At 66.2% G+C, this 21,360-nt stretch carries 24 protein-coding genes; 15 read left to right on the forward strand and 9 right to left on the reverse strand.

The window, feature by feature from the left end:
- Positions 1-67: 67 nt before the first annotated feature.
- Both HT578_RS03430 and HT578_RS03435 read left to right on the forward strand, forming a co-directional pair.
- Positions 68-937 carry a DUF4349 domain-containing protein gene (locus tag HT578_RS03430; protein ID WP_213502176.1) on the forward strand — a complete coding sequence of 290 codons (870 nt, stop codon included), beginning with the start codon at positions 68-70 and terminating at the stop codon, positions 935-937.
- A 122-nt stretch (positions 938-1,059) separates the two neighbouring features.
- Positions 1,060-1,599: a type 1 glutamine amidotransferase domain-containing protein gene (locus HT578_RS03435; protein ID WP_213502177.1), complete on the forward strand. Its 540-nt coding sequence runs from the start codon at positions 1,060-1,062 to the stop codon at positions 1,597-1,599.
- A gap of 79 nt (positions 1,600-1,678) precedes the next feature.
- Here HT578_RS03435 and HT578_RS03440 read toward each other — a convergent pair whose 3' ends face one another.
- From HT578_RS03440 to HT578_RS03450, 3 genes are read right to left on the reverse strand one after another with little or no spacing between them, the layout of a single operon-like run.
- Positions 1,679-2,011 (reverse strand): 2Fe-2S iron-sulfur cluster-binding protein, encoded by a 333-nt coding sequence (locus tag HT578_RS03440; RefSeq protein WP_039393110.1) that lies wholly within the window; start codon positions 2,009-2,011, stop codon positions 1,679-1,681.
- Positions 2,012-2,013: 2 nt separating this feature from the next.
- Entirely contained in the window at positions 2,014-3,093 is a 1,080-nt protein-coding gene (locus tag HT578_RS03445; protein WP_213502178.1) for a cysteine desulfurase family protein, read from the reverse strand.
- On the reverse strand, positions 3,090-4,100 hold the full coding sequence (locus tag HT578_RS03450) for a cysteine desulfurase family protein (RefSeq protein WP_239026468.1): 1,011 nt from the start codon (positions 4,098-4,100) through the stop codon (positions 3,090-3,092). Before HT578_RS03450 ends, HT578_RS03445 begins: the two co-directional genes overlap by 4 nt.
- Before the next feature lie 187 nt (positions 4,101-4,287).
- On the opposite strand from HT578_RS03450, the gene HT578_RS03455 reads away from it, so the two are divergent.
- Positions 4,288-4,944: an alpha/beta hydrolase gene (locus tag HT578_RS03455; protein ID WP_039393106.1), complete on the forward strand. Its 657-nt coding sequence runs from the start codon at positions 4,288-4,290 to the stop codon at positions 4,942-4,944.
- Positions 4,945-4,987: 43 nt separating this feature from the next.
- Here the strand turns inward: HT578_RS03455 and HT578_RS03460 are convergent, their stop codons facing one another.
- Positions 4,988-5,200 (reverse strand): hypothetical protein, encoded by a 213-nt coding sequence (locus tag HT578_RS03460; protein WP_039393103.1) that lies wholly within the window; start codon positions 5,198-5,200, stop codon positions 4,988-4,990.
- Positions 5,201-5,317: 117 nt separating this feature from the next.
- Here HT578_RS03460 and HT578_RS03465 point away from each other — a divergent pair, with 117 nt between their 5' ends.
- Complete coding sequence (locus HT578_RS03465) at positions 5,318-7,180, forward strand: DUF885 domain-containing protein (RefSeq protein WP_213502180.1); 1,863 nt, start codon at positions 5,318-5,320, stop codon at positions 7,178-7,180.
- Between the two features lie 76 nt (positions 7,181-7,256).
- On the opposite strand, the gene HT578_RS03470 is transcribed toward HT578_RS03465, so the two are convergent.
- On the reverse strand, positions 7,257-7,607 hold the full coding sequence (locus tag HT578_RS03470; RefSeq protein WP_039393099.1) for a hypothetical protein: 351 nt from the start codon (positions 7,605-7,607) through the stop codon (positions 7,257-7,259).
- Between the two features lie 112 nt (positions 7,608-7,719).
- Positions 7,720-9,327, reverse strand: a complete 1,608-nt coding sequence (locus HT578_RS03475; RefSeq protein ID WP_039393097.1) for a phosphoenolpyruvate carboxykinase — start codon at positions 9,325-9,327, stop codon at positions 7,720-7,722.
- 269 nt (positions 9,328-9,596) lie between these two features.
- On the opposite strand from HT578_RS03475, the gene HT578_RS03480 reads away from it, so the two are divergent.
- The 8 genes from HT578_RS03480 to HT578_RS03515 all read left to right on the forward strand — a co-directional run bounded on the left by HT578_RS03480 (position 9,597) and on the right by HT578_RS03515 (position 15,586).
- Positions 9,597-10,388, forward strand: a complete 792-nt coding sequence (locus HT578_RS03480) for a response regulator transcription factor (protein WP_084592218.1) — start codon at positions 9,597-9,599, stop codon at positions 10,386-10,388.
- Positions 10,389-10,415: 27 nt separating this feature from the next.
- Complete coding sequence (locus HT578_RS03485) at positions 10,416-12,002, forward strand: sensor histidine kinase (protein WP_213502181.1); 1,587 nt, start codon at positions 10,416-10,418, stop codon at positions 12,000-12,002.
- On the forward strand, positions 11,999-12,448 hold the full coding sequence (locus HT578_RS03490; protein WP_213502182.1) for an HPr kinase/phosphorylase: 450 nt from the start codon (positions 11,999-12,001) through the stop codon (positions 12,446-12,448). The genes HT578_RS03485 and HT578_RS03490 overlap by 4 nt, the downstream gene beginning before the upstream one ends.
- 89 nt (positions 12,449-12,537) lie before the next feature.
- On the forward strand, positions 12,538-13,530 hold the full coding sequence (rapZ, locus tag HT578_RS03495; RefSeq protein WP_213502183.1) for an RNase adapter RapZ: 993 nt from the start codon (positions 12,538-12,540) through the stop codon (positions 13,528-13,530).
- A 42-nt stretch (positions 13,531-13,572) separates the two neighbouring features.
- Positions 13,573-13,977, forward strand: coding sequence for a PTS sugar transporter subunit IIA (locus HT578_RS03500; RefSeq protein WP_213502184.1), 405 nt, complete (start codon positions 13,573-13,575; stop codon positions 13,975-13,977).
- Entirely contained in the window at positions 13,974-14,258 is a 285-nt protein-coding gene (locus HT578_RS03505) for an HPr family phosphocarrier protein (protein ID WP_039393091.1), read from the forward strand. Before HT578_RS03500 ends, HT578_RS03505 begins: the two co-directional genes overlap by 4 nt.
- Before the next feature lie 16 nt (positions 14,259-14,274).
- The gene (locus tag HT578_RS03510) at positions 14,275-15,081 is read left to right on the forward strand and encodes a TrmH family RNA methyltransferase (protein ID WP_213502185.1); all 807 of its coding nucleotides are present in this window, start codon (positions 14,275-14,277) and stop codon (positions 15,079-15,081) included.
- Between the two features lie 91 nt (positions 15,082-15,172).
- Positions 15,173-15,586 (forward strand): META domain-containing protein, encoded by a 414-nt coding sequence (locus tag HT578_RS03515; protein ID WP_213502186.1) that lies wholly within the window; start codon positions 15,173-15,175, stop codon positions 15,584-15,586.
- A gap of 7 nt (positions 15,587-15,593) precedes the next feature.
- On the opposite strand, the gene HT578_RS03520 is transcribed toward HT578_RS03515, so the two are convergent.
- The 3 genes from HT578_RS03520 to recR form a co-directional block, all read right to left on the reverse strand.
- Positions 15,594-17,165, reverse strand: coding sequence for a DNA recombination protein RmuC (locus HT578_RS03520; RefSeq protein ID WP_213502187.1), 1,572 nt, complete (start codon positions 17,163-17,165; stop codon positions 15,594-15,596).
- A gap of 71 nt (positions 17,166-17,236) precedes the next feature.
- Positions 17,237-17,803: a peptide deformylase gene (gene def / locus HT578_RS03525; protein ID WP_039393087.1), complete on the reverse strand. Its 567-nt coding sequence runs from the start codon at positions 17,801-17,803 to the stop codon at positions 17,237-17,239.
- 79 nt (positions 17,804-17,882) lie between these two features.
- Positions 17,883-18,479, reverse strand: a complete 597-nt coding sequence (recR, locus tag HT578_RS03530) for a recombination mediator RecR (protein WP_039395244.1) — start codon at positions 18,477-18,479, stop codon at positions 17,883-17,885.
- Between the two features lie 73 nt (positions 18,480-18,552).
- Between recR and fmt the strand changes: the two genes are divergently transcribed.
- The 3 genes from fmt (at position 18,553) to HT578_RS03545 (ending at position 21,296) form a co-directional block, all read left to right on the forward strand.
- Complete coding sequence (gene fmt / locus HT578_RS03535) at positions 18,553-19,461, forward strand: methionyl-tRNA formyltransferase (protein WP_213502188.1); 909 nt, start codon at positions 18,553-18,555, stop codon at positions 19,459-19,461.
- Positions 19,458-20,204, forward strand: a complete 747-nt coding sequence (gene truA, locus HT578_RS03540) for a tRNA pseudouridine(38-40) synthase TruA (RefSeq protein ID WP_213502189.1) — start codon at positions 19,458-19,460, stop codon at positions 20,202-20,204. The genes fmt and truA overlap by 4 nt, the downstream gene beginning before the upstream one ends.
- A gap of 276 nt (positions 20,205-20,480) precedes the next feature.
- Positions 20,481-21,296, forward strand: coding sequence for an acyl-CoA thioesterase (locus tag HT578_RS03545; protein WP_213502190.1), 816 nt, complete (start codon positions 20,481-20,483; stop codon positions 21,294-21,296).
- Positions 21,297-21,360: the final 64 nt, after the last annotated feature.

A 21,360-nucleotide genomic window follows, 5' to 3' on the forward strand; every position in this document is an offset into this window, starting at 1 on the left:
GACAATTCGCCGTTTTCCGCAGGCTTGCGGCGCGCTACGCTATTCTACGAATCAGAGTGGAGAGAGAATGCCCCATCCGACAAGGCCCGTGTGGCCGCTTGCGCCTGTTCTCGCTTCGTTTCTGCTGGTCGCTTGCGGCGAAGGCGGCAATTACGAAGCCGCTCCGAGCGGGGTGGAAAAGCTCACGACAGTAGACATTGGCGAAGAACCGCCAAAGGAAACGCCGGAGAGCGGTGAGATCCCCGTCTCGGTTCCGCGCATCGCCTACACCTACCGCTACCAGTACCGCCTGCCCGCCGAACACATCGCGCAGGTCCAGGCCCGGCAGGCCAGCCTGTGCGAGAAGCAGGGGCCACAGGTCTGCCGCGTCCTCTCCATGCAGAGCGACCTTGGCGAGAACGACTACGCCAGCGGCTCGCTGACACTGGCCGTCGCCGCGCCGCGCGCCCGTGCCTTCGGGCAGGAGCTGGCCGAACTGGTCAGCGGCCAGGGCGGCGACCAGATCGGCAGCGCGATCGAGGGCGAGGATCTTTCCAAGCAAATCGTCGATACCGCCGCGCGCCTCAAGGCCCGCCGCCTGCTGCGCGACCGTCTGATGGAAGTCCTCGCCACCCGCAAGGGCTCGGTCGCCGAACTGGTCGAGGCCGAGCGCGGCGTGGCCAAGGTCAATGAGGAGATCGACCAGGCCGAGAGCTGGCTGGCGCAAATGCAGGGCCGGGTCGACTTCAGCGAGATGAACCTCTCCTACGCCGCGCGCACGCCGTCGAGCGGCGGCTTCCTTGGTCCCATACGCGAGGCAGTGCGCAATCTCGACACGATCCTGGGCACCGTGATCGGCGCGCTCATCATCCTGGGGGCCATCGGCATTCCGCTCGGCCTCGTGATCTGGGGGATCGTCTGGCTGGTGAGCCACCTGCGCCGTCGCCGAGGTAGCTGAGCGGATCGACGCGGCATTCTCCAGTCCGTGGCCGAGGCGCGGCAGAAGGAGCCGGAACCGGGAACGGCACGCCTCGCGGCGGTGTTGAAGGAGGAAATGCCAACAAGAAAGGAGGTCACGACATGACCCAGCGCATCCTCATCCTCGCCACCGACGGTTTCGAGCCCTCCGAGCTCACCGGTCCGCGCGATGCCCTTCGTGATGCCGGAATGGACGTTCAGATCGCGAGCCCCGAGACCGGCGAAATCAGGGGCTGGAACCACACCGACTGGGGCGATCCGGTCAAGGTGGATCTCGCGCTCGACGATGTGAAGGCAAGCGAGTTCGATGCTCTCGTCCTGCCCGGCGGTCAGATCAATCCGGACACCCTGCGCCTCAATTCCACGGCCGTGGAGCTGGTTCAGGCCTTCGTCCATTCGGGCAAGCCCGTTGGTGCCATCTGCCACGCGCCCTGGCTGCTGGTGGAAGCGGACGCGGTTCGCGGCAAGACCGTGACGGGCTGGCCCTCGATCCGCACCGACCTTGCCAATGCGGGGGCCAACGTTGTCGACCGCGAAGTGGCCGTCGATGGCAACATCATCACGAGCCGCAAGCCCGATGACATTCCGGCTTTCTCGAACGCCCTGATCGAGGCCATCCGGGTTCCCGCGCAGGCCGCCTGACGAGAGCCGCTCCGATAATGCCCCGAAAACCGCGCGGCCGCATCCCCGAACGGGTGCGGCCGTCGCTTTTCTTTGCGGTTCAGCCGATCTGCATGTCGCGCGAAACGCCGGGAATACGCACCTCGATCCCGTCGAGATCCTCGGTCAGTTCGATCTGGCAGGAAAGGCGGCTGGTGCGCGCGACACCCGCCGCCAGATCGAGCATGTCCTCCTCGTCCATCGAGGCGGGCTCGACCTTGGCGAACCACTCATCCGACAAATAGACATGGCAGGTGGAACAGGCCATCTGCCCCTCGCACGTCCCTTCGAGCGGCATGCCCGCGGCCTGGGCCACTTCGAGCAGGCGCGTTCCCGGCTCGGCCTGTGCCGAAACCTTGTTCCCTTCGGTCGTGACGAATTGCACGTTTACCAATTTCAGACTCCCTGCGCCGCCGCAGCGGCTTCTATTTGAGCGCAGGCATCCTCTATGTCCCGTTGCGTACTATATCGCCCGAATCCCAAACGGATAGAGGCTTTGGCCGCACTGTCGGCAAGTCCGAGCGCGCGCAGCACATGACTGGGCCTTCCCGAGCCGCTGGCGCAAGCCGAGCCAGCCGAAAACGCCACGGCGCGAAGATCAGACATCAGACGGGCTACATCCAAACCCTTGCGATGCAAGTTTAAATTTCCCTTCCAGCGCCGTTCGGCCGAGCCATTGAGGTCCCAGTCCGGCAAAGCCGCACGCGCGCTGTCCCAAAGCCGGGCAATATGCGCCGCGTCCTCATCGCGGCTCCTGAGCGCCAGCGCGGCTGCAGCGCCAAACCCCGCGCACAGCGCCGGGCTCAAGGTACCCGAACGCAGGCCCTGCTCCTGCCCGCCGCCGCGGATCAGCGGTTCGAGATCGAGCCCATCACGCACCCAGAGCGCACCGATCCCCTTGGGACCGTACATCTTGTGCGCGCTGATCGCGATCATGTCCGCGCCTTGCGGCGGTACAATCTTGCCAGCGCCCTGCACCGCATCGCACAGGAACAGCGCGCCTGCCGCATGGGCGCGCTGCGCCAGTTCGTCCACGGGCTGGACCGTGCCGATCTCGTTGTTGACCTGCATGACCGCGACGAGGTCGGTGCCCTCGCGCAGCGGCGCGTCCGCAGCCACACAGCCGTCCTCTCCGACCGGGATTTCCTGCGAGCCAGGATCGATCCAACGCGCGGTGTCGAGCACGGCCGAATGCTCGATGGCCGACACGGCCAGCCGCTTAGACCCGCTTCCAACCATTGCCAGATTGATCGCCTCGGTCGCGCCCGAGGTAAAGATCACGCGGCCTCCCGGTGGCAGAAGCGCGGCTACCTGGTCGCGCGCGACTTCCACGGCCGCGGCCGCCATGCGTCCGGGACGATGCGGGCTGTGCGGGTTCGCAAAGCCGCTGGTCTCAGGCCCACCCAGCCAGGGCAGCATGGCCTCGCGCGCCTCGGGCGCCAATGGGGTCGTTGCCTGATAGTCGAGATAGATCATCCGTTCACCTGCGCCCAGGCGTCCGCGAAGGTATCGAGGTCCTGGGGTGTCGTGTTCCAGCCGATGCTGACGCGCACGGTGCGCCGTGCGGTGTCTTCGTCGATGCCGAAGCCCTTGAGCACCCGGCTCTGCTTGAGCGTGCCGGACGAGCACGCGCTTCCCGCCGAAATCGCAAAGCCCATGGCATCGAGCCGGATCAGCATGGCGGTTGCCGCAAGCCTGGGCGCCGCAACCGCGAAGATGTGCGAGCAGGCCGTGCTGGGCTGGATCACCTCACCAAATTCGGAGAGACGGTCTCGGAAGGCAAAGCGTTCTCCCTCGCTTGTCGCCCAGCTTTCGACGCCGCCTGCGTCCAGTGCGGCGGCGAAGGCCATCGCGGCGGGCAGGTTTTCCGTCCCCGCGCGGTAGCCACGCTCCTGCCCGCCGGTCGGCTCCAGGAGCGCAAAGTCGCGCACCAGCAGCGCCCCGATCCCGACGGGGCCACCCAGCTTGTGGGCCGAGGCCACGATAAGGTCGGCTTCGGGCAGCGGCGCCTTGCCGGCCGATTGCGAGCAGTCGGCAAGCAGCAGCCCTCCGGCCGCCCGCATGGCCTCCAACGCCTCGCTCGGCCCCGAAGGCAGGAGCACGGTCCCGGTCTCGGAGTTGATCGACTGGAGCGCGAGCACGCAGCGCCCCTCCTCGCCAAGGTGTTCGGCCAGCGCCTCTGCGTCCAACTCGCCCCCTGCCATCGGCACTTCGACGGCATCGGGTGCGGCGCGAAAAACCGCGTCATGTTCGACCGCCGAAACAAGCCGACGCTGCACCTTCGCGCGGCCCAGCCCGAGAGCCAGCGCCTCGCTCGCGCCCGAGGTGAAAAGAAGTTCACCGCTCCAGCCCAGCGCCCGCTTCACCCGCTCACGCGCATCCTCGAGCGCGGCGCGCGCGGCGCGCCCCTGCTTGTGCGGGCTGGAGGGATTGGCCCAGATTTCGGCACCTTCAAGCCAGGCGGCGCGCGCCTCGGGCCGCAAGGGGGTGGTTGCGGCATGGTCCAGGTAGACAGGGGAAGAAATTGGCGGCTCCGCTTGTTTTGTCGTGATTGTTTTTGGTACGAATGTTTCTATATAAGCTGCTCTCCCATTTCCACTCCTGCAATCACGGCCCCTTCCTTGCGCGGCCATTCTTGCCGGAGGCTCAACAAGTCAGGTTCGTTATTCCATGCCCGCAGTGATCTTTCCCGGACCCGAAGGCCGTCTCGAAGGCCGCTTCCAGCCCGCGCCGCGTCCGCGCGCGCCGGTCGCCATGATCCTCCACCCGCACCCGCAGGCGGGCGGCACGATGAACGACCGCATCACGCAGCATCTCTACAAGACCTTCGTGGCGCGCGGCTTTGCCACCCTGCGCTTCAACTTCCGCGGCGTGGGCCGCAGCCAGGGCAGCTTCGACAACGGCATCGGCGAACTCTCGGACGCGGCCGCCGCGCTCGACTGGGTGCAGCAGATCCACCCCGAAAGCTCGACCACCTGGATCGCGGGCTACTCGTTCGGCGCGCTGATCGGCATGCAGCTGCTGATGCGCCGCCCGGAGATCCGCGGCTTCATCTCGATCGCGCCGCCCGCCAACATGTACGACTTCAGCTTCCTTGCGCCCTGCCCGGCCTCGGGCATCATCATCCAGGGTGAAGCCGATACGGTGGTGACGCCCAACGCGGTGCAGAAGCTGGTCGACAAGCTGCGCACGCAGAAGCACATCACCATTCACCACGACGAAGTGCGCAAGGCCAACCACTTCTTCGAGAACGAGACCGATGACCTGATGAAGTCGGTCAACAACTACCTCGACATGCGCCTCGCGCCGGACTGCCCGATCAAGTAATCCCGTAACGCCGCACGGACACGCAGAAAGAGGCGTCGCAGGGCTACTGCGGCGCCTCTTGCGTTTCGGCGATACCGGCAAGCGAGCGGCCATCGGGCGTGGGCACGGTGAGGATCGCGACGTTGATCGCCATGATCCCTGCAAGGACGAGCATCAGCACGGCCCGCTTGCGATGGCCGGGGCGGCGCCACAGGGCGATGCTGCCCAGCACCAGCGCGATGCTGGCGAGGACCATGAGGGAAAGCGCAATAGCCATGGCAAGGCGATAGCCGATCCCCGGACGCCATGCGAGCCCCGATCCGGCCCCGCTTTCCCCCTCCTTTCATCCCCATCCGCGTTTGACTTGTCCGCCTGTCGGAGCCAGTTTCGCGCCATGACACACCCTGCATCGGCCGCAGCGCCGCTTTCCCGTCGCAACGCTCTCCAGATCCTGTCCTGCGGCGTCGCCGCCGTGGCCCTTCCGGGGAGCTCCCGCGCACTTGCCCAGAGCGCTTCAGGCTCGCCCGCCTCAGCCGAGGCGAGCGGCCTTCTCGACACGCTCGCCTGGAATTTCCTCGATCTCAGTCCCGGCACGGCGACCAGTCTGGGCGTCGATACGGGGGCGCACGCCGCCTTGCGCAGTCGCATGGAGGACCGCTCCCCCGATGGCGTGGCGCGCATGGCCGCCCTGCTGCGGCGCGATCTCGCGGCGGTCTCCGCCGTCGATGAGACTGGCCTCGATCCCGCGACCCGCACCAGCCTGGAAGTCATCAAGAGTGCCTATACGACGTCGCTCGAAGGCTTCGCGCAGCCCTATGGCGACGTTGCCGTGGGCAGCTGGCGCAACACGCCCTACGTCGTCATCCAGAACGTGGGCGCCTATCTCGACACGCCGCGCTTTCTTGATGCGGACCATCCGATCAAGACGCCCGAGGATGCGGACGCCTATATCGCACGCCTTGCCCAGATGGACGACCAGCTCGACGGCGAACTGGTGCGCATGAAGGCCGCGACCGACAAGGGCCTCGTGCCCCCCGACTTCCTGCTCGACCGCGCCATCGCGCAGATGGAGAGCACGGTGGCGGACGCGGGCAAGGACGGCGGCGGGCTCGTTGCCTCGGTCGCGAACCGCACCGGGACGTTCCAGGGCGATTGGGAGAAGCAGGCGAAAAGCCTTGTCGCGGGCGACGTGCTGCCCGCACTCCAGCGCCAGCTCGCCGAACTCAAGCGCCAGCGCGGCCTCGCCTCCAGCGCACCGGGCCTGCGCGAACGCCCCGGCGGCGCGCAGTTCTACGCCTGGGCGCTCAAGGCCAGCACCACCACCGCCATGCCCGCCGAGGAGATCCACAAGCTCGGCCACGAACAGCTTGCCGAACTGCATGGCCGGATGGACCCGATCCTCAAGGACCTTGGCTACACCCAAGGCACCGTCGGCGCGCGCATGACCGCGCTGGGCAAGGACCCGCGCTTCATGTTCGCCAAGGGCGATGAGGGCCGCGACCAGATCATGGCTTTCATCCGTCAGCGTATCGACTGGATCACCTCGCAGATGCCGCGCGCGTTCCGCGAACTGGTGCCGGGCAACGTCGAAGTCCGCCGCCTGCCCCTTGCCGAGGAACCGGGCGCTCCTACCGCCTATGGCGGCGCGGGCTCCAAGGACGGCACGGTGCCGGGCAAGATGTGGATCAACCTGCGCACCACGGACCTCCACCGCAAGTACGACTTGCCCACCCTCGTCCACCACGAGACGATCCCCGGCCACGTCTGGCAGGGCGAATACGCCAACCGCCTGCCACTGATCCGCTCGATCCTGGCCTTCAACGCCTATTCCGAAGGCTGGGCGCTCTACGGCGAGCAGCTGGGCGACGAACTGGGCGCCTATGACGATGATCCGGTCGGGCGCCTCGGCTACCTCCAGTCGATCGCTTTCCGGGCCTGCCGCATGGTCGTCGACACCGGCCTGCACTCACAAGGGTGGAGCCGCGAGGAAGGCATCCGCTTCTTCATGGAGAAGAACGGCAACAAGCGTGAGGAAGTGGTCAACGAGGTCGACCGCTACTGCTCCTGGGCCGGCCAGGCCTGTGGCTACAAGATGGGCCACAACGAGATCAACCGCCAGCGCCTGCGCGCCATTTCCGAGCTGGGCGACGCCTACGACCTGCGCGATTTCGACCAGGCCGTGGTCGATGGGGGCAACGTCCCCCTCGACGTTCTAGGCGACAACATCACGCGCTACATCGCGGGCGTGAAGGGTTAGGCGGTCAAGTCACGAAAAAGCGAAAAGGCCCCCGGGTGCATGTCCGCATCCGGGGGCCTTTTTCATCCGGGAAGCTCTACTTTCGTCCGAACAGCCCCGAAGCGAACCCTGCGATATCGTCCATCGCATCGCCGTCCCCGTCGCGGTCGAGCAACGCCATGACCTGCGGGTTGGACACGATTTCACCGGCAAAGCGCGCCAGCGCGCTCTCGCCGCCAATGGCGGTGATGATCTGCTGGATCGTGGCAACATCGAGCCCCGTGCGCCCGGCTGCAAGTTCAGCCGTGTCGCCCGGTTGCTGATGCGCCTGGCCGAGCGCGGCCACGGCCTTCTCGGCCATTTCCGGTCGTATGCCGAGTTGCCCGGCAAGATTGGCCACATCGGCGTTGCCGCCCATCTGCCCCAGTACGCCGTCCAATAGTCCCATGCCTCTCTCCTGGTTCTGCCGGGAGGCACCGCGTGCGTCCCGCAAGGAAAGAAGGCCCCGGATGCCGAAGCGTCCGGGGCCTTCTTCATATCACAAGTTACTCGCGCGCCTGTCAGGCGGTGACGGGCGCGGCCTGGCGGACGCCCTCGTCAACGTGCGCTTCGAACTGGGCGAAGTTGTCGATGAACTTCTTGACCAGAACCTGCGCGGTCTTGTCGTACTCGGCACCATCGGCCCAGGCACCGCGCGGATCGAGCAGCGCGGTGTCAACACCGGGCACTTCCACGGGCACTTCAAAGCCGAAGTTGGGATCTTCCTTGAACTCGGCGGTGTTGAGGCTGCCGTCGAGCGCGGCGTTGAGCAGCGCGCGGGTCGCCTTGATCGGCATGCGCTTGATGCCTTCCATAGTCGCCTTGCCGCCCGACCAGCCGGTGTTGACCAGCCAGCACTTCACACCGCCCTTGGCGATGCGCTCCTTGAGGAGGTTGCCGTAGATCGAGGGGTGACGCGGCATGAACGGTGCGCCGAAGCAGGTCGAGAAGGTCGCCTCCGGCTCGGTCACGCCGATTTCGGTGCCCGCGACGCGCGCGGTGTAGCCCGACAGGAAGTGGTACATCGCCTGGTCGGGCGTCAGACGCGCGATCGGAGGCAGCACGCCATACGCGTCGGCGGTGAGGAAGATCACGTTCTTCGGCACCGGCCCGAGGTTGTCCTCGGAGGCATTCGGAATGAAGTCGATCGGATAGGATCCGCGGCTGTTCTCGGCGAGCGAGTTGTCGTCGAGGTCGATCTTGCGGGTTTCCGGGTCGATCACGACGTTCTCGAGAACGGTGCCGAAACGCTTGGTCGTGGCGAAGATTTCCGGCTCGGCTTCTGCCGAGAGACGGATCATCTTGGCATAGCAGCCGCCTTCGAAGTTGAAGACCGCGGTATCCGACCAGCCGTGCTCGTCATCGCCGATGAGGGTGCGCGAGGCGTCGGCCGACAGCGTGGTCTTGCCGGTGCCCGAAAGGCCGAAGAACACGGCCGTGTCACCATCGGGGCCGATGTTGGCCGAGCAGTGCATCGGCATCACGCCCTTGGTCGGGAGCAGGTAGTTGAGGATGCCGAAGACCGACTTCTTCATCTCGCCGGCATAGGCCGTGCCGCCGATCAGGATCAGCTTCTCGGTGAAGTTGACCGCGATCACGGTCTCGCTGCGGCTGCCGTGGCGGGCCGGATCGGCCTTGAAGCTGGGCAGGTCGATGATGGTGTACTCGGGGACGAAGCTGGCGAGTTCCTCGGCGCCCGGACGCACCAGCAGGGTGCGGATGAACAGGTTGTGCCAGGCGAACTCGTTGATGACGCGCACCTTGACGCGGTGCTCGGGCTGCGAACCGCCGAACAGGTCCGCAATGTAGAGCTTGTCCTTGCCGCCAACGGCCGCGAGGAAATCTTCCTTAAGCGCCGCAAAATGCTCCGGCGTCATAGGCACATTGGTGTTGCCCCACCAGATCGTGTCTTCCGTCTCGGCGTCCTTGACGATGAACTTGTCCTTGGCCGAACGGCCCGTGTGCTTGCCCGTCGCAACAACGAAAGGCCCATCTGCGGACAGGGTGCCTTCCTCGTTCCGGATGGCATGCTCAACCAGGGGCGCGGTGCCCAGGTTCGCAAAAATCTCCGCCTTGGTGGCGATCCCTTGTTTATCGAGCGGGTAGCTTAGGGAAGCGGTCAATGTCATCTCCTCCAACGTGACACCTCGCCAGACTATCCGGCGATGGCATCATCAATTCCTCCTCAGGAATCGGGACCGCGGATAATCGACGCATTCTTTTCCGTCAAATTGACAACAAATGGAACCGCAAAGGGCCGAAACGCGAAAGAAACAGGCCAGATGCCCCAGGCGCCCCTTGCGCCCCACCCCGTTCCCAGGGTTCGCCACATTGCCAGTCAGGCGTCCAGCGGCTAGGCAGCCTCTTCGCGTTTTGAGAAAGGACCAGGGCACCTGCGATGTCCGTGCCAGCATCCCCGTCCTCCGCTTCCGAGCCCCGCAGCGCCCAGGGCGAGACGCGGCGCCACACGATCGCGCTGGTCGACGATGACCGCAACATCCTGACCACGGTCTCGATCGGGCTGCAGGCCGAAGGTTTTTCCACAAGGGTCTATACCGACGGCGAAACCGCCCTGAAGGCGATCCTCGAAAATCCGCCTGACCTGGCCATCTTCGATGTGAAGATGCCGCGCATGGATGGCCTGGAATTGCTGCGCCATCTGCGCGAGCGCTCCAGCCTGCCGGTGATCTTCCTCACCTCCAAGGACGAGGAACCCGACGAGGCGCTTGGCCTTGCGATGGGCGCGGATGACTACATCACCAAGCCCTTCAGCCAGCGTCTTCTTGCCGCCCGCATCCGCGCCATCCTGCGGCGCAGCGAACTGGTGCGCACAGGGCCAGAGCAGCCCATCCAGGAGAACCTGCCCGAACCCGTCGTGCGCGGACGCCTCGCGCTCGACCCGGCTCGCCACCAAGTGGAGTGGGACGGACAGGCGGTCTCGCTCACCGTCACCGAGTTCCTGATCCTGGAAGCCATGGCGCTGCGCCCGGGCGTCGTCAAAAGCCGCAACCAGCTCATGGACGCGGCCTACAACGACGACATCTATGTCGACGACCGGACCATCGACAGCCACATCAAGCGGCTGCGCCGCAAGTTCCGCGCGGTCGACCCGTCCTTCAATGCCATCGATACCCTTTACGGCGCGGGCTACTCGTTTTCGGACGAGCACGCCGCGAGTGGCGAGGGGTGATCGTGCCCCGACGGACCGTCTGAGCGCATGGCCGAGCGCTCGCATGCCCGCATCGCGGCCTCGCTGCCCGTCCGCCTGGGGCTGTCCTGGCGCGTCTCGCTGACGGCGCGCATCCTCGCGGTCAACATCATCGCGCTCGCCCTCATGGCGGGCAGCCTCTTCTACATCGACAGCTACCGCCGCGAACTTCTCGACGAACGCTTTCGCCTTGCCCGCAGTGAAGCCGAGATCACCGCCCAGGCCCTCTCCGGGGAAAGCCTCGACAGGCAACGCAACCTGATCGCGCGCATCGGAACCACGCAGAAGCTGCGCCTGCGCCTCTACGATGCCGATGGCGATCTTGTCGCGGACAGCTTCAAGCTGGCCCCGCCATCCTACCGCTTCATCGACCCCGACAGCGAACCCTGGCTACAGGACGCGGCGCGCCTGCTCGATCAGGGCATGGACTTTCTCCTGGGTGCCCGGCGCATCCCGGCCTACCGCAACCCACCCGAACAGGCGATCCAGGACTGGCCTGTCGCTCGCGAGGCGCTCGCGACAGGCGAAACGCGCATCGACCAGAAGGCCGCGCCCGACCAGACCCCGGTCATCCTTGCCGCCACCCCGCTCGGCGACAGGGGTGAGATCCTGCTGATGACCCGCAACGCACGCGACATCACCGAAAACGTGCGCATGGCCCGCCAGACGCTCGCAATCATCGTGGGCGCTGCGCTCGGGGTCTCGATCCTGCTGTCGCTGTTCCTCGCCCGCACGATCGTCGATCCCTTGCGCAAGCTCGTACGCGCGACGGTGCGCGTGCGCCTCGGACGCGAGCGCAGCGTGGTCGTCCCCCGCCTGCCCGACCGGCGCGATGAGATCGGCCTCCTCGCCCGCGCCGTCTCCGACATGACCGGCGCGCTCCGCCTGCGCATCGACGCGGTCGAGCGCTTCGCGGCCGATGTCGCGCACGAACTCAAGAACCCGCTCACGTCGCTGCGCAGCGCCCTTGAGAACCTGGAGCGGGTGGACGATCCCGACCTACGGCGCCAGCTCGTGACGGTGGCTAACGACGATGTACGGCGGATCGACTTCCTAGTGACCGAGATCGCCGATGCCAGCCGTATCGACGCGCAGCTCAGCCGTACCACCTTCGAGCCGGTCGACATGAACAGCCTCCTGCGCGCCCTTGTCGCCGAGCGCGCCCAGCGCGGCGTGAACGGCGCGAGCGAGGTCGTGATCGCGCAGACGGGGGCGGGCCCGCTGGTCGCACCGGGTGACGCCCCGCGCCTTGAACGCGTGCTCCAGAACCTGCTCGACAACGCCGTATCCTTCTCCCCCGAGGGCGCGCCCATCGACGTCACCCTGGAGAGCGTGAAGAGCAAGGTGCGCATCACGATCAGCGACCACGGCCCGGGCATTCCCAAGGCCGCACGCGAACGGATCTTCGAACGCTTCCACTCGCTGCGCCCCTCGTCGGAGGAATTCGGGCGCCATTCGGGCTTGGGGCTCTCGATTGCCCGCACCATTGTCGATGCCCACTCCGGCTCGCTCTTTGCAACCGATCGCGACGACGGATTGCCGGGTGGCTGCTTCGTCCTCACCCTTCCCCAATGGCCCAGCGAGCCCGAGGCATGACCACCGGTGCCTCGCCTTCGTTGGTCCGACAGGCAACCTGCGTCGCGTGCGCGGGGCGCGCCATTCTCATTGAAGGCCCGTCGGGCGCGGGCAAGACCTCGCTCGCGCTCGAGTTGATAGACCGGGGCGCGGTGCTTGTGGGCGATGATGGCGTAGTCCTCGAACCGCGCGCCGGGCATCTCGTCGCCAGGCCCCACCCCCGCACAGCCGGTCTGATCGAAGTCCGCAACCTTGGCATCCTCGACGAACCGTTCTGCGCCGAGGCTCGGGTCTGCCTCCACATCCTCCTCGATAGCAGCGCTCCGCGTTTCATCGAGAAAGCCCAGGGCATCGAGCTTGCGGGGCTGGTCATTCCTTCCCTGCGCCTTTCGCCCGAGAGCGGCCCGATGGCCATCAAGGCCGAACGCGCGCTCGCCGTCCATGGCCTAGGGCCCGCAACTCGCTGAAAACACGCGTAAGCAGGACCGGGCAAAATCGGTCGGATAAGACCAAACTCTCCCTTCCCTTTCCGGGCTGAGGAGCGCAAACAGCCCCGATGACCGCAACACCTGAGCCCACCCCCGAGGCCAGCGCACACGGCGCCCACGACACGGGGACTGACCCGGCGCTGCCCCAGCGTCAATCGGTCCTGCTTGTCACCGGCATGCTTGGTGCCGGAAAAACCACGGTTCTCAGGGTCTTGGAGGACCTTGGCTGGGAAATCATCGACAACTTCCCGATCCGCCTGCTCGAAGGTCTGCTCGATGTTCCGGGCGAGGCGCAGAGCGATCTTCCCACGCCCCTTGCCATCGGCTTCGATTCGCGCACCCGCGGCTTCGATCCCGAGCGTGTGATCGCCCAGGTAAAAACCCTTAGTGAGCGGCCAGACATCGCGCTGACGACGCTCTTCCTCGATTGCCAGAGCGCCGAGCTCGAGCGCCGCTACAACGAAACCCGCCGCCGCCATGCGCTCGCCGCGGACGCCCCTGTCGCGACCGGTATCCAGGCCGAGCGCGACCTGCTCACGCCGCTGCGGCGCTGGGCCGAAGTGCTGATCGACACCAGCGAATTCACCAGCAACGATCTCCAGCGCGTGATTCGCGAGAGATTCGCCGAAAGCGCGACCGAGGGTACCACCCTCACCATTTCAAGTTTCGGGTTCGCGCGCGGGATGCCCCCGCTCGCCGACCTGGTCTTCGATATGCGCTTCCTCGACAATCCCCATTGGGACCCGGACCTTCGCCCACAGACCGGGCAGGACGCGGCCGTTGGCGATTTCATCCGCAAGGATCCGGCCTTTTCCGAGGCATTCAGCCGGATACGCGACCTGCTCCTGCTCTTGCTGCCGCGCTACAAGGCGCAAGGCAAAAGCTATGTCCATATCGCCTTCGGGTGTACCGGCGGGAAACACCGTTCGGTTTTTACTGCGGAACAGATGGCATCGGCCTTGCGCCACTCGGGATTTTCCCCCACATTGCTGCACCGCAACCTGGGCTCACGAGCAGCCGATCTTCTTGAAGGAGAGCCGCGGCGTGATGACAAGCACTAAGATCCGGGTGCAACTGCAGGGTATTCGGAGCGTTTCCTCAACATGATCGGCATGATTCTGGTCACTCACGGCAATCTTGCCGAAGAGTTCGTTCACGCAATGGAACATGTCGTCGGCGATCAGACGGCGGTTGAGACCGTGTGCATTGGTCCCAACGACGACATGGAGCGGCGCCGTGCCGAGATTGCCGAGGCCATCGTCAAGGTGAACAACGGCGAAGGCGTGATCATCCTCACCGACCTGTTCGGCGGAACACCCTCGAACCTCGCGATCTCGCTGATGGAAGCCGGAACGGTCGAAGTCATCGCCGGGATCAACCTGCCCATGCTGATCCGCCTCGCCAAGGCCCGCGCCTGCATGTCGGTGCGCGACGCCGCCGTGGCCGCGCGTGAAGCGGGGCGCAACTACATCACCATCGCAAGCGAATACCTGGGACAGGATGCATGAACGACTGCCGTGAGACGGTAACCATCGTTAACAAGCGCGGACTTCATGCCAGGGCCAGTGCCAAGTTCGTGAATTACGTCACCGAATTGCCCGCAAGCGTGTCGGTTTCGGTCAGCAAGGATGGCGCAAGCGCGGTGGGCAATTCGATCCTGGGCCTGATGATGCTGGGCGCCGCCAAGGGCGACAGCATCGAGATCGCGTGCACCGGCGACGACGCGCAGTCCGCGCTCGACCGGCTTGTTGCGCTGGTGCGTGACGGCTTTGGCGAAGACCAGGGCTGAGAAGGCGCATTCCGACGTGACGTACCGCCGCACCATCACCGGATTTTCCAATCCGCTCGTCAAGTTCCTGCGCTCGCTGCGCGACAAGAAGCACCGCCGGCGTGAGCAGCGCTTCCTGGCTGAAGGCCTGCGCCTGCTGACCGACGCGCGCGAATCGGGCATTCTCCCCGAGATGCTCGTCATGGCGACCGGCCGCGCCGCCCATCCCCTGCTCGACCAGCTCGAAGAGGCCGTAACCGCGGCGGGCGGCGAAGTCGTGGAGATGGACCAGGACATCCTCGCCAAGGTGACCGGCAAGGACAACCCGCAAGCCGTTGCCGGGGTTTTCGCCGAGTTCGACACGCGCCTTGCCGGGATTGACCGGCAGGCCGCTCCCATCTGGCTCGTCGCGCAGGCGCTGCGCGATCCGGGGAACCTGGGGACGATGCTGCGCACCGGCGATGCGGTCGGGGCTGGCGGCCTCATCCTCATCGACGACTGCGCTGACCCCTTTTCGGTCGAAGCCGTGCGCGCCAGCATGGGCGCCATCTTCACGCAGAAGCTGGCGATGGCGCGCTGGGATGAATTCCAGTCCTGGCTGCGCGAAGGTGAGGGCCAATTGGTCGCCGCCTCGCTGCGCGACCCGACCGACTACCGCAAGGCGCCTTATGCGGCGCCCTGCTTCCTCATGGTCGGCAACGAATCGCAAGGGCTCCCGGCCGAATACGAAGACGCCTGCGACCTGCGGGTCACGATCCCGATGCGCGGGCGCGCGGACAGCCTCAACGCTGCGGTTGCGGGCGCGGTCCTCGCATACGAGGCCCTCGCCCACCTCGATCCCTGAGCGGAGCGGGTAGCCCAGGCGCGACTGCGCCTGCCTTTTGCGGATAGGCCCGTTCATCGCGCTCTCACATGCTGCATGGCACCATGCAGGCATGATTCGAGTTTGTTCCTTCGGCCGCGCCTTGGCAGGCGCCCTTCCCGCGCTGGCCCTCATCGCCTGCGCCCCGGACACCGAAGGCCAGCACCTCAGCGCCAGCCGTTGGAGCTTTGCGCTGATCGACGGCCAGTCGCCGATGTCCGATGCGGCCGACATGCGCTTCGAGAAGGGCGAGGTCCGCGTTCTCGTCGGCTGCAACCGCATGAGCGGACCCTGGCGGATTTCCGCCGACCGTCTGGTCGCCGGCCCCCTGGTCCAGACCGAGATGGCCTGCCCTGCCCCAGCCTGGGACCAGGAAAAGGCCGTCGGCTCACTCCTCGCGTCCACGCCGCGCATCCGCGTGAACGAGGAGCGCATGATCCTGCAATCGAGCGGCCACACCGCCGAGCTTATCCGCGTCGAGGACTGAGCGCGCCTTACTCCTCGTCAGCCGAAGCCAGCGCAGCACGCGCTTCAGCTTCGGGATATTCCGGGAGCGCGACCTCGATATCGGCAGCGCCGTAGCGCGGCGCGGCCTCGACTCGGGGAGCCTCCTCGATCTCACGCTTGCCGATCTCGATGTGCTTTTCGCGCAGGCGCCGTCCCGATGAGAGCACGTTGCGCTCAAAGCTGCCGACGAACTTGTTGTAATTATTGACCGCCGTTTCCAGCCCCGCGCCCACGCGCTTCATGTGCTCGGCCGCCACCGCGATGCGGTCGTACAGTTCACCGCCCATCCGGCCGATCTCGCGCGCTTCACGGGCCAGACCATCCTGGCGCCATACCTGCGCGACCGTGCGCGCGATGGCGACAAGGTTGGTGGGCGTGGCCAGGAGAACGCGGTTGCGGAAAGCGAAGTCCCACAGTTCCGGATCGTATTCGAGGGCTGCTGCCACGAAATGCTCACCCGGCACGAACATCACCACGTAGTCCGGGGCGTCCTCGAACTGGCTCTGGTAGCTCTTTGCGCCCAATGTCTGCACATGATTTCGCATCGAGGCGACATGAGCCTTGAGCGCCAGTTCGCGCGCGGCATCGTCCTCGGCCTCGAAAGCTTCCTGGTAAGCGTTGAGCGACACCTTGGCATCGATCACCAGCTTCTTCTGCCCCGGAATGTTGACGATGGCATCGGGACGCAGGCGCCCCTCCTCGGTGTCGATCGAATGCTCGGTCACGAAGTCGGTGTGTTCGGACAGGCCGCACTGCTCCAGGAGGTTGCGCAGCTGCTGCTCCCCCCAGCGCCCGCGCGCCTTGGGGGCGTTGCGCAAGCTGTTGCCAAGGCGCTGCGCTTCCTCGCGCACCCGCTCCTGCCCTTCGCGCATCGACTGGATGAGGCCCGTCAGCTGGCCGAAGGAATCGACGCGCTTGGCTTCCAGCTCGGAGACCTGCGCCTCGTAGCTCTGGAGACGCGCGCCGACCGGTTCCAGCAGCGCGCGGATGCGTTCGGCGTTGGCCTTCTCGCTTTCCTCGAAACGCGCACCCGCGCGGCGCAGGAAGGCTTCCTGCGCGCCTTCGAGAACCTTGGCGCCCGCGTTCTCGAACTCCTTGCGCAGCGCGTCTTGCGCCTCGACCAGAAGGCGCTTCTGCTCATCGAAGTTGGCGGTCTTTTCGCGCAGGGTGGAAAGTTCGTCACTGGCCTCGCGATAGGCCTCACGCAGACGCCCCATCTCGGCGTCAAACGCGGTGCGTACCGCGTCGTAGCGTGCGGTGGCCTCGGCGCGTTCGCGCTCCAGAGTGGCCGTAGCCTCCCCGCGCACACGCTCCAACTGATTGGCATAGGCACTGCGCTCGCGGGTCAGGGCGGCGGAATATTCGTCCGCACGCCCCGCACGCGCCTCGGCTCCCGCCAGATCGCGGATCGCGGCGCGGAAGCGCTCTTCCAGTTCCTGGAGGGCGCGTTCGCTCCTAGCGAGGCGCGCGTTGGCCTGCGCTGTGGGGCGCGAGCCGAAGAACCAGCCGGCACCAAGGCCGACGACGAGTGCAAGAATGGCGGCAAGGATGATGTCCATGCCGCCATTCTAGTTGGAACAATTCAAGAACGCCAGACCTTCCCGGTCCGTTGTCCGCAATTCTGGACGGATCAGGCCGCGCGGCGCAGCTTTTCCAGCTTGCGCAGCGCCATCTGGCGCTTGAGACGCGAAAGGTGGTCGATGAACAGGATACCCTCGAGGTGGTCCATCTCGTGCTGCAGGCAGGTTGCCAGCATGCCCTCGATGGCTTCCTCATGGTGGTTGCCGTCCAGGTCCTGGTACTGCACGCGGCAGGTCGCGGGACGCTCCACGTCGGCATAGATCTCGGGAACCGAGAGGCAGCCTTCCTGATAGACGCTGTGCTCTTCGGACGGGTCGAGGATGACCGGGTTGATGAAGACCCGCGGCTCCTTGAGCGTGGGCTGGTGCGTGTGCTGGTGCCCGCCGTGGTTGCACACTTCGGGCTCTGCATCGGGATCGTCGGGCTGGAGATCGATCACGAGGACACGCAGGGGAACGCCGACCTGAATGGCGGCAAGACCGATGCCGGGGGCATCGTACATGGTCTCGAACATGTCCTCGACAAGGGTCTTGAGCTCGTCGTCGAAAGTTTCGACGGGCTTGGAGACCTGCTTCAGGACAGGATCGGGAACTTCAAGGATTTCGCGGATAGCCATGCCTTGCAAATAAGCGCAGCCTGCGCGTTTCGCAAGATTGCGATGGCGATCACAGAAATCGTGCCGCCAGTCCCCTCGCTCAGGTGACGGGGCGGCGCGCGCGGATCGCCTGCGCCAGCGTGCCCTCGTCCAGGTAGTCGAGTTCACCCCCTACCGGCAAACCATGCGCCAGCTGGGTGATGCGCACAGGCCGGTTCTCCAACTTTTCCGCGATGTAGTGCGCGGTTGTCTGCCCCTCGAGCGTGGCATTCATCGCAAGGAGGATCTCATCGATGCCGCCCTCCTCGATCCGGGCAAGCAGGCTGTCGATGGCAAGGTCTTCGGGCCGTACGCCATCAAGCGCGGAGAGTCGTCCGCCCAGAACATGGTAGCGACCGGTAAAGAGATGCGCACGGTCAAGCGCCCACAGATCGGCCACTTCCTCGACCACGCAGAGCGAACGCTGGTCGCGGCGGGGATCGGCGCAGATGCCGCAAGGGTCGCGCGTGTCGACATTGCCGCATACGCTGCATTCGACCAGCGTCTCGCGCACCGCATCGAGCGCCTCGAGCAGTTGAACGAGCGAACTTTCACGCCGCTTGATGAGCCAGAGCACCGCGCGCCGGGCCGAACGGGGGCCAAGGCCCGGCAAGCGGGCCAGCGCGGCGGTCAGCGTCTCGATCTCTTGCGATGCCATGAGGAGAGAGATAGGGCCTCCCCGGTCCGAGCGGAAGCCCGGCACCACGACGAGCGAGGAAGTTGCCCACAATATGCGTATCATCTTCATGGGAACCCCCGATTTCGCGGTCCCGGCGCTGGAAGCCCTGGCCGATGCGGGCCACGAGATCGTCTGCGTCTATTCGCAGCCGCCCCGTCCCGGTGGCCGCCGCGGCCGCGAACTGACCCCGACGCCCGTCCACAAGGTGGCCGAAATGCGCGGGTTCGAGGTGCGCACGCCGGTCTCGCTCAAGGGCGAAGAGGAAAAGGCCGCCTTCGCCGCGCTCGAGGCCGATGTCGCGGTGGTCGCGGCCTATGGCCTGCTGCTGCCCCAGGCGATCCTCGATGCGCCGCGCCACGGCTGCCTCAACATCCACGCCTCGATCCTGCCGCGCTGGCGCGGCGCGGCGCCCATCCACCGCGCGATCGAGGCGGGCGACCCGACCACCGGTGTCACCATCATGCAGATGGAAAAGGGCCTCGACACCGGCCCCATGCTCGCCACCTTGCGCACCACCATCGATGCCAAGACCACCGGCGAGCTGACCACGGAACTGGCCGACAAGGGCGCACAGCTCATGGTCGGCACGCTGCGCGAGTTGACCAACCATCGCCCCGTCACCCAGCCCGAAGACGGCGTCACCTACGCCAGGAAGATCGAAAAGGGCGAGGCCCGCATCGACTTCACGCAGGACGCCCAGGCCATCGAACGCAAGGTGCGCGCCTTCATGCCCGCGCCTGGCGCCTTTTTCGAGTTCGAGGGCGAGCGATACAAGGTCCACGCGGCCGAGGTCGTCGACGGCACTGGAGCGCCAGGCACGACGCTCGACGATGCGCTCACCATCGCCTGCGGCACGGGGGCGCTGCGCGTGACGCGCATCCAGCGCGCCGGAAAACCAGCCATGGCGACCCAGGACCTCTTGCGCGGCCGCGCGATCCCTGTGGGGACCCAGATCGCGTGACCCGCTTTGCCCTCACCCTCGAATTCGACGGCGCGCCCTTCATGGGCCTGCAGCGCCAGTCACACGGCCCCTCGGTGCAGCAGTCGGTCGAGGATGCGGCCCACGCCATCACCGGGGAGGATGTGATCATGCACGCGGCCGGACGCACCGATTCGGGCGTCCATGCGCTGGGCATGCGCGCGCATATCGAGATCGCCAAGCCCTTCGACGCCTTTCGCCTGATGGAAGCGCTCAACGCCAGGATGCGGCCCGATCCCGTCGCGGTCACCGCCTGCGAAGTGGTCCCCGACGACTGGCACGCGCGTTTTTCGTGCATCGGGCGCTCCTACATCTACCGCATCGCCAACCGCCGCGCCCCGCTGACGCTGGAACTCGGCAAGGCCTGGCAGGTCTCGCGCCCACTCGACGAGGGAGCCATGCACCGCGCCGCGCAGGCGCTGGTCGGGCGCCACGACTTCACCACCTTCCGCTCGGTCCACTGCCAGGCGCAAAGCCCGTTGAAGACGCTCGACCGGCTCGACGTGCGGCGCGAAGGCGATATGGTGCTGATCGAGGCCGAGGCCCGCAGCTTCCTGCACCACCAGGTGCGCTCGATGGTGGGCTGCCTCGCACTGGTCGGCATGGGCCGCTGGGACGAGAGCGAAGTCGGCAAGGCATTGGCCGCCAAGGACCGGCAGGCGCTTGGCCTGAACGCGCCGCCCGACGGGCTCTACTTCGTGCGCGCCATCTATCCCGAGGCCTGAGCGCTTCGAGCGCGCGCTATCCGCACAGCAATAAGCCTTCGCGCCAAGCCCTTGACCTGAGACGGTAACGCTCACAGGGATACGCAACGCACGTGTTGCAGCCCCGGAACGGCGGCGCTGCAACCGGGGCGCACCATAGCTGCGGGCGCATCAGCGCCCCGCACGCGCCGCGCCCGAACCCCACAGGAGAGCAAAGGTCCCCCTTCCCGGCATTACGCCGAAGCTGGGGTATGCCTGCGCCGTCCCTGTTGCCACCACGTCCACGCGGGAACCCGAATGTCCTCTGATTACCTGATTACCCCTACCCCCGAAGATACCCAGACCTTTGCCGACAGCTCGGTGCGCCTCATCGACATGATCTTTCCGGGCGACACCAACCACCATGGCACGCTGTTCGGCGGTGTGGCTCTGGCCCATATGGACAAGGTGGCCTTCCTGACCGCCACGCGGCACGGCCGCGCGCCCTTCGTCACCGCGCGCTCGGAACGCATCGACTTCACCGCACCCGGGTTCTCGGGCGAGATGGTCGAAGTGCATGGCACGCTGACGCGCGTGGGCAACAGCTCGCTCGATGTCGAAGTCAATGTCATTGCCGAGGAACTGGTGAGCGGCGAGCGGCGCAACCTGACGCGCGGGCTCTTCACCATGGTCGCACGCAAGGGCCCCGATACGCGCCTGCCCCTCCCGCCGATGCCTGCCCCGGCCCCCGAACCAGCCGAGGACGAGCCGCTGCGCATGGTGGAGATGGTCTTTCCCACCTCCACCAACCACCACGGCAACCTGTTCGGCGGCGATGCCATGAAGATGATGGGCAAGGCCGCGTTCATCGCGGCCACCCGCCATTGCCGCGAGATCGTGGTGATGGCCTCCTCCGACCGCATCGACTTCACCTCGCCGATCGGTGAAGGTTCGATGATCGAACTCGTCTCGCGCATCCGCATGACGGGGCGCAGCTCGATGCTGGTCGAGGTCGAACTGTGGGCCGAGGAACTGCTGAGCGGCCTGCGCAGCCACGCCGCGACCGCACGCTACACCATGGTCGCCGTCGACAAGGACGGCCGGCCCCAAAGCTTCACCCGCACCGGCTCCTGACACGAAAAGGGCCTGCCGCTCCCCACGGAACGGCAGGCCCTTTTCACATAGGCCCAGGAGGCGA

Origin of the sequence: Novosphingobium decolorationis (genome assembly GCF_018417475.1) — a bacterium.
Lineage (GTDB): Bacteria > Pseudomonadota > Alphaproteobacteria > Sphingomonadales > Sphingomonadaceae > Novosphingobium > Novosphingobium decolorationis.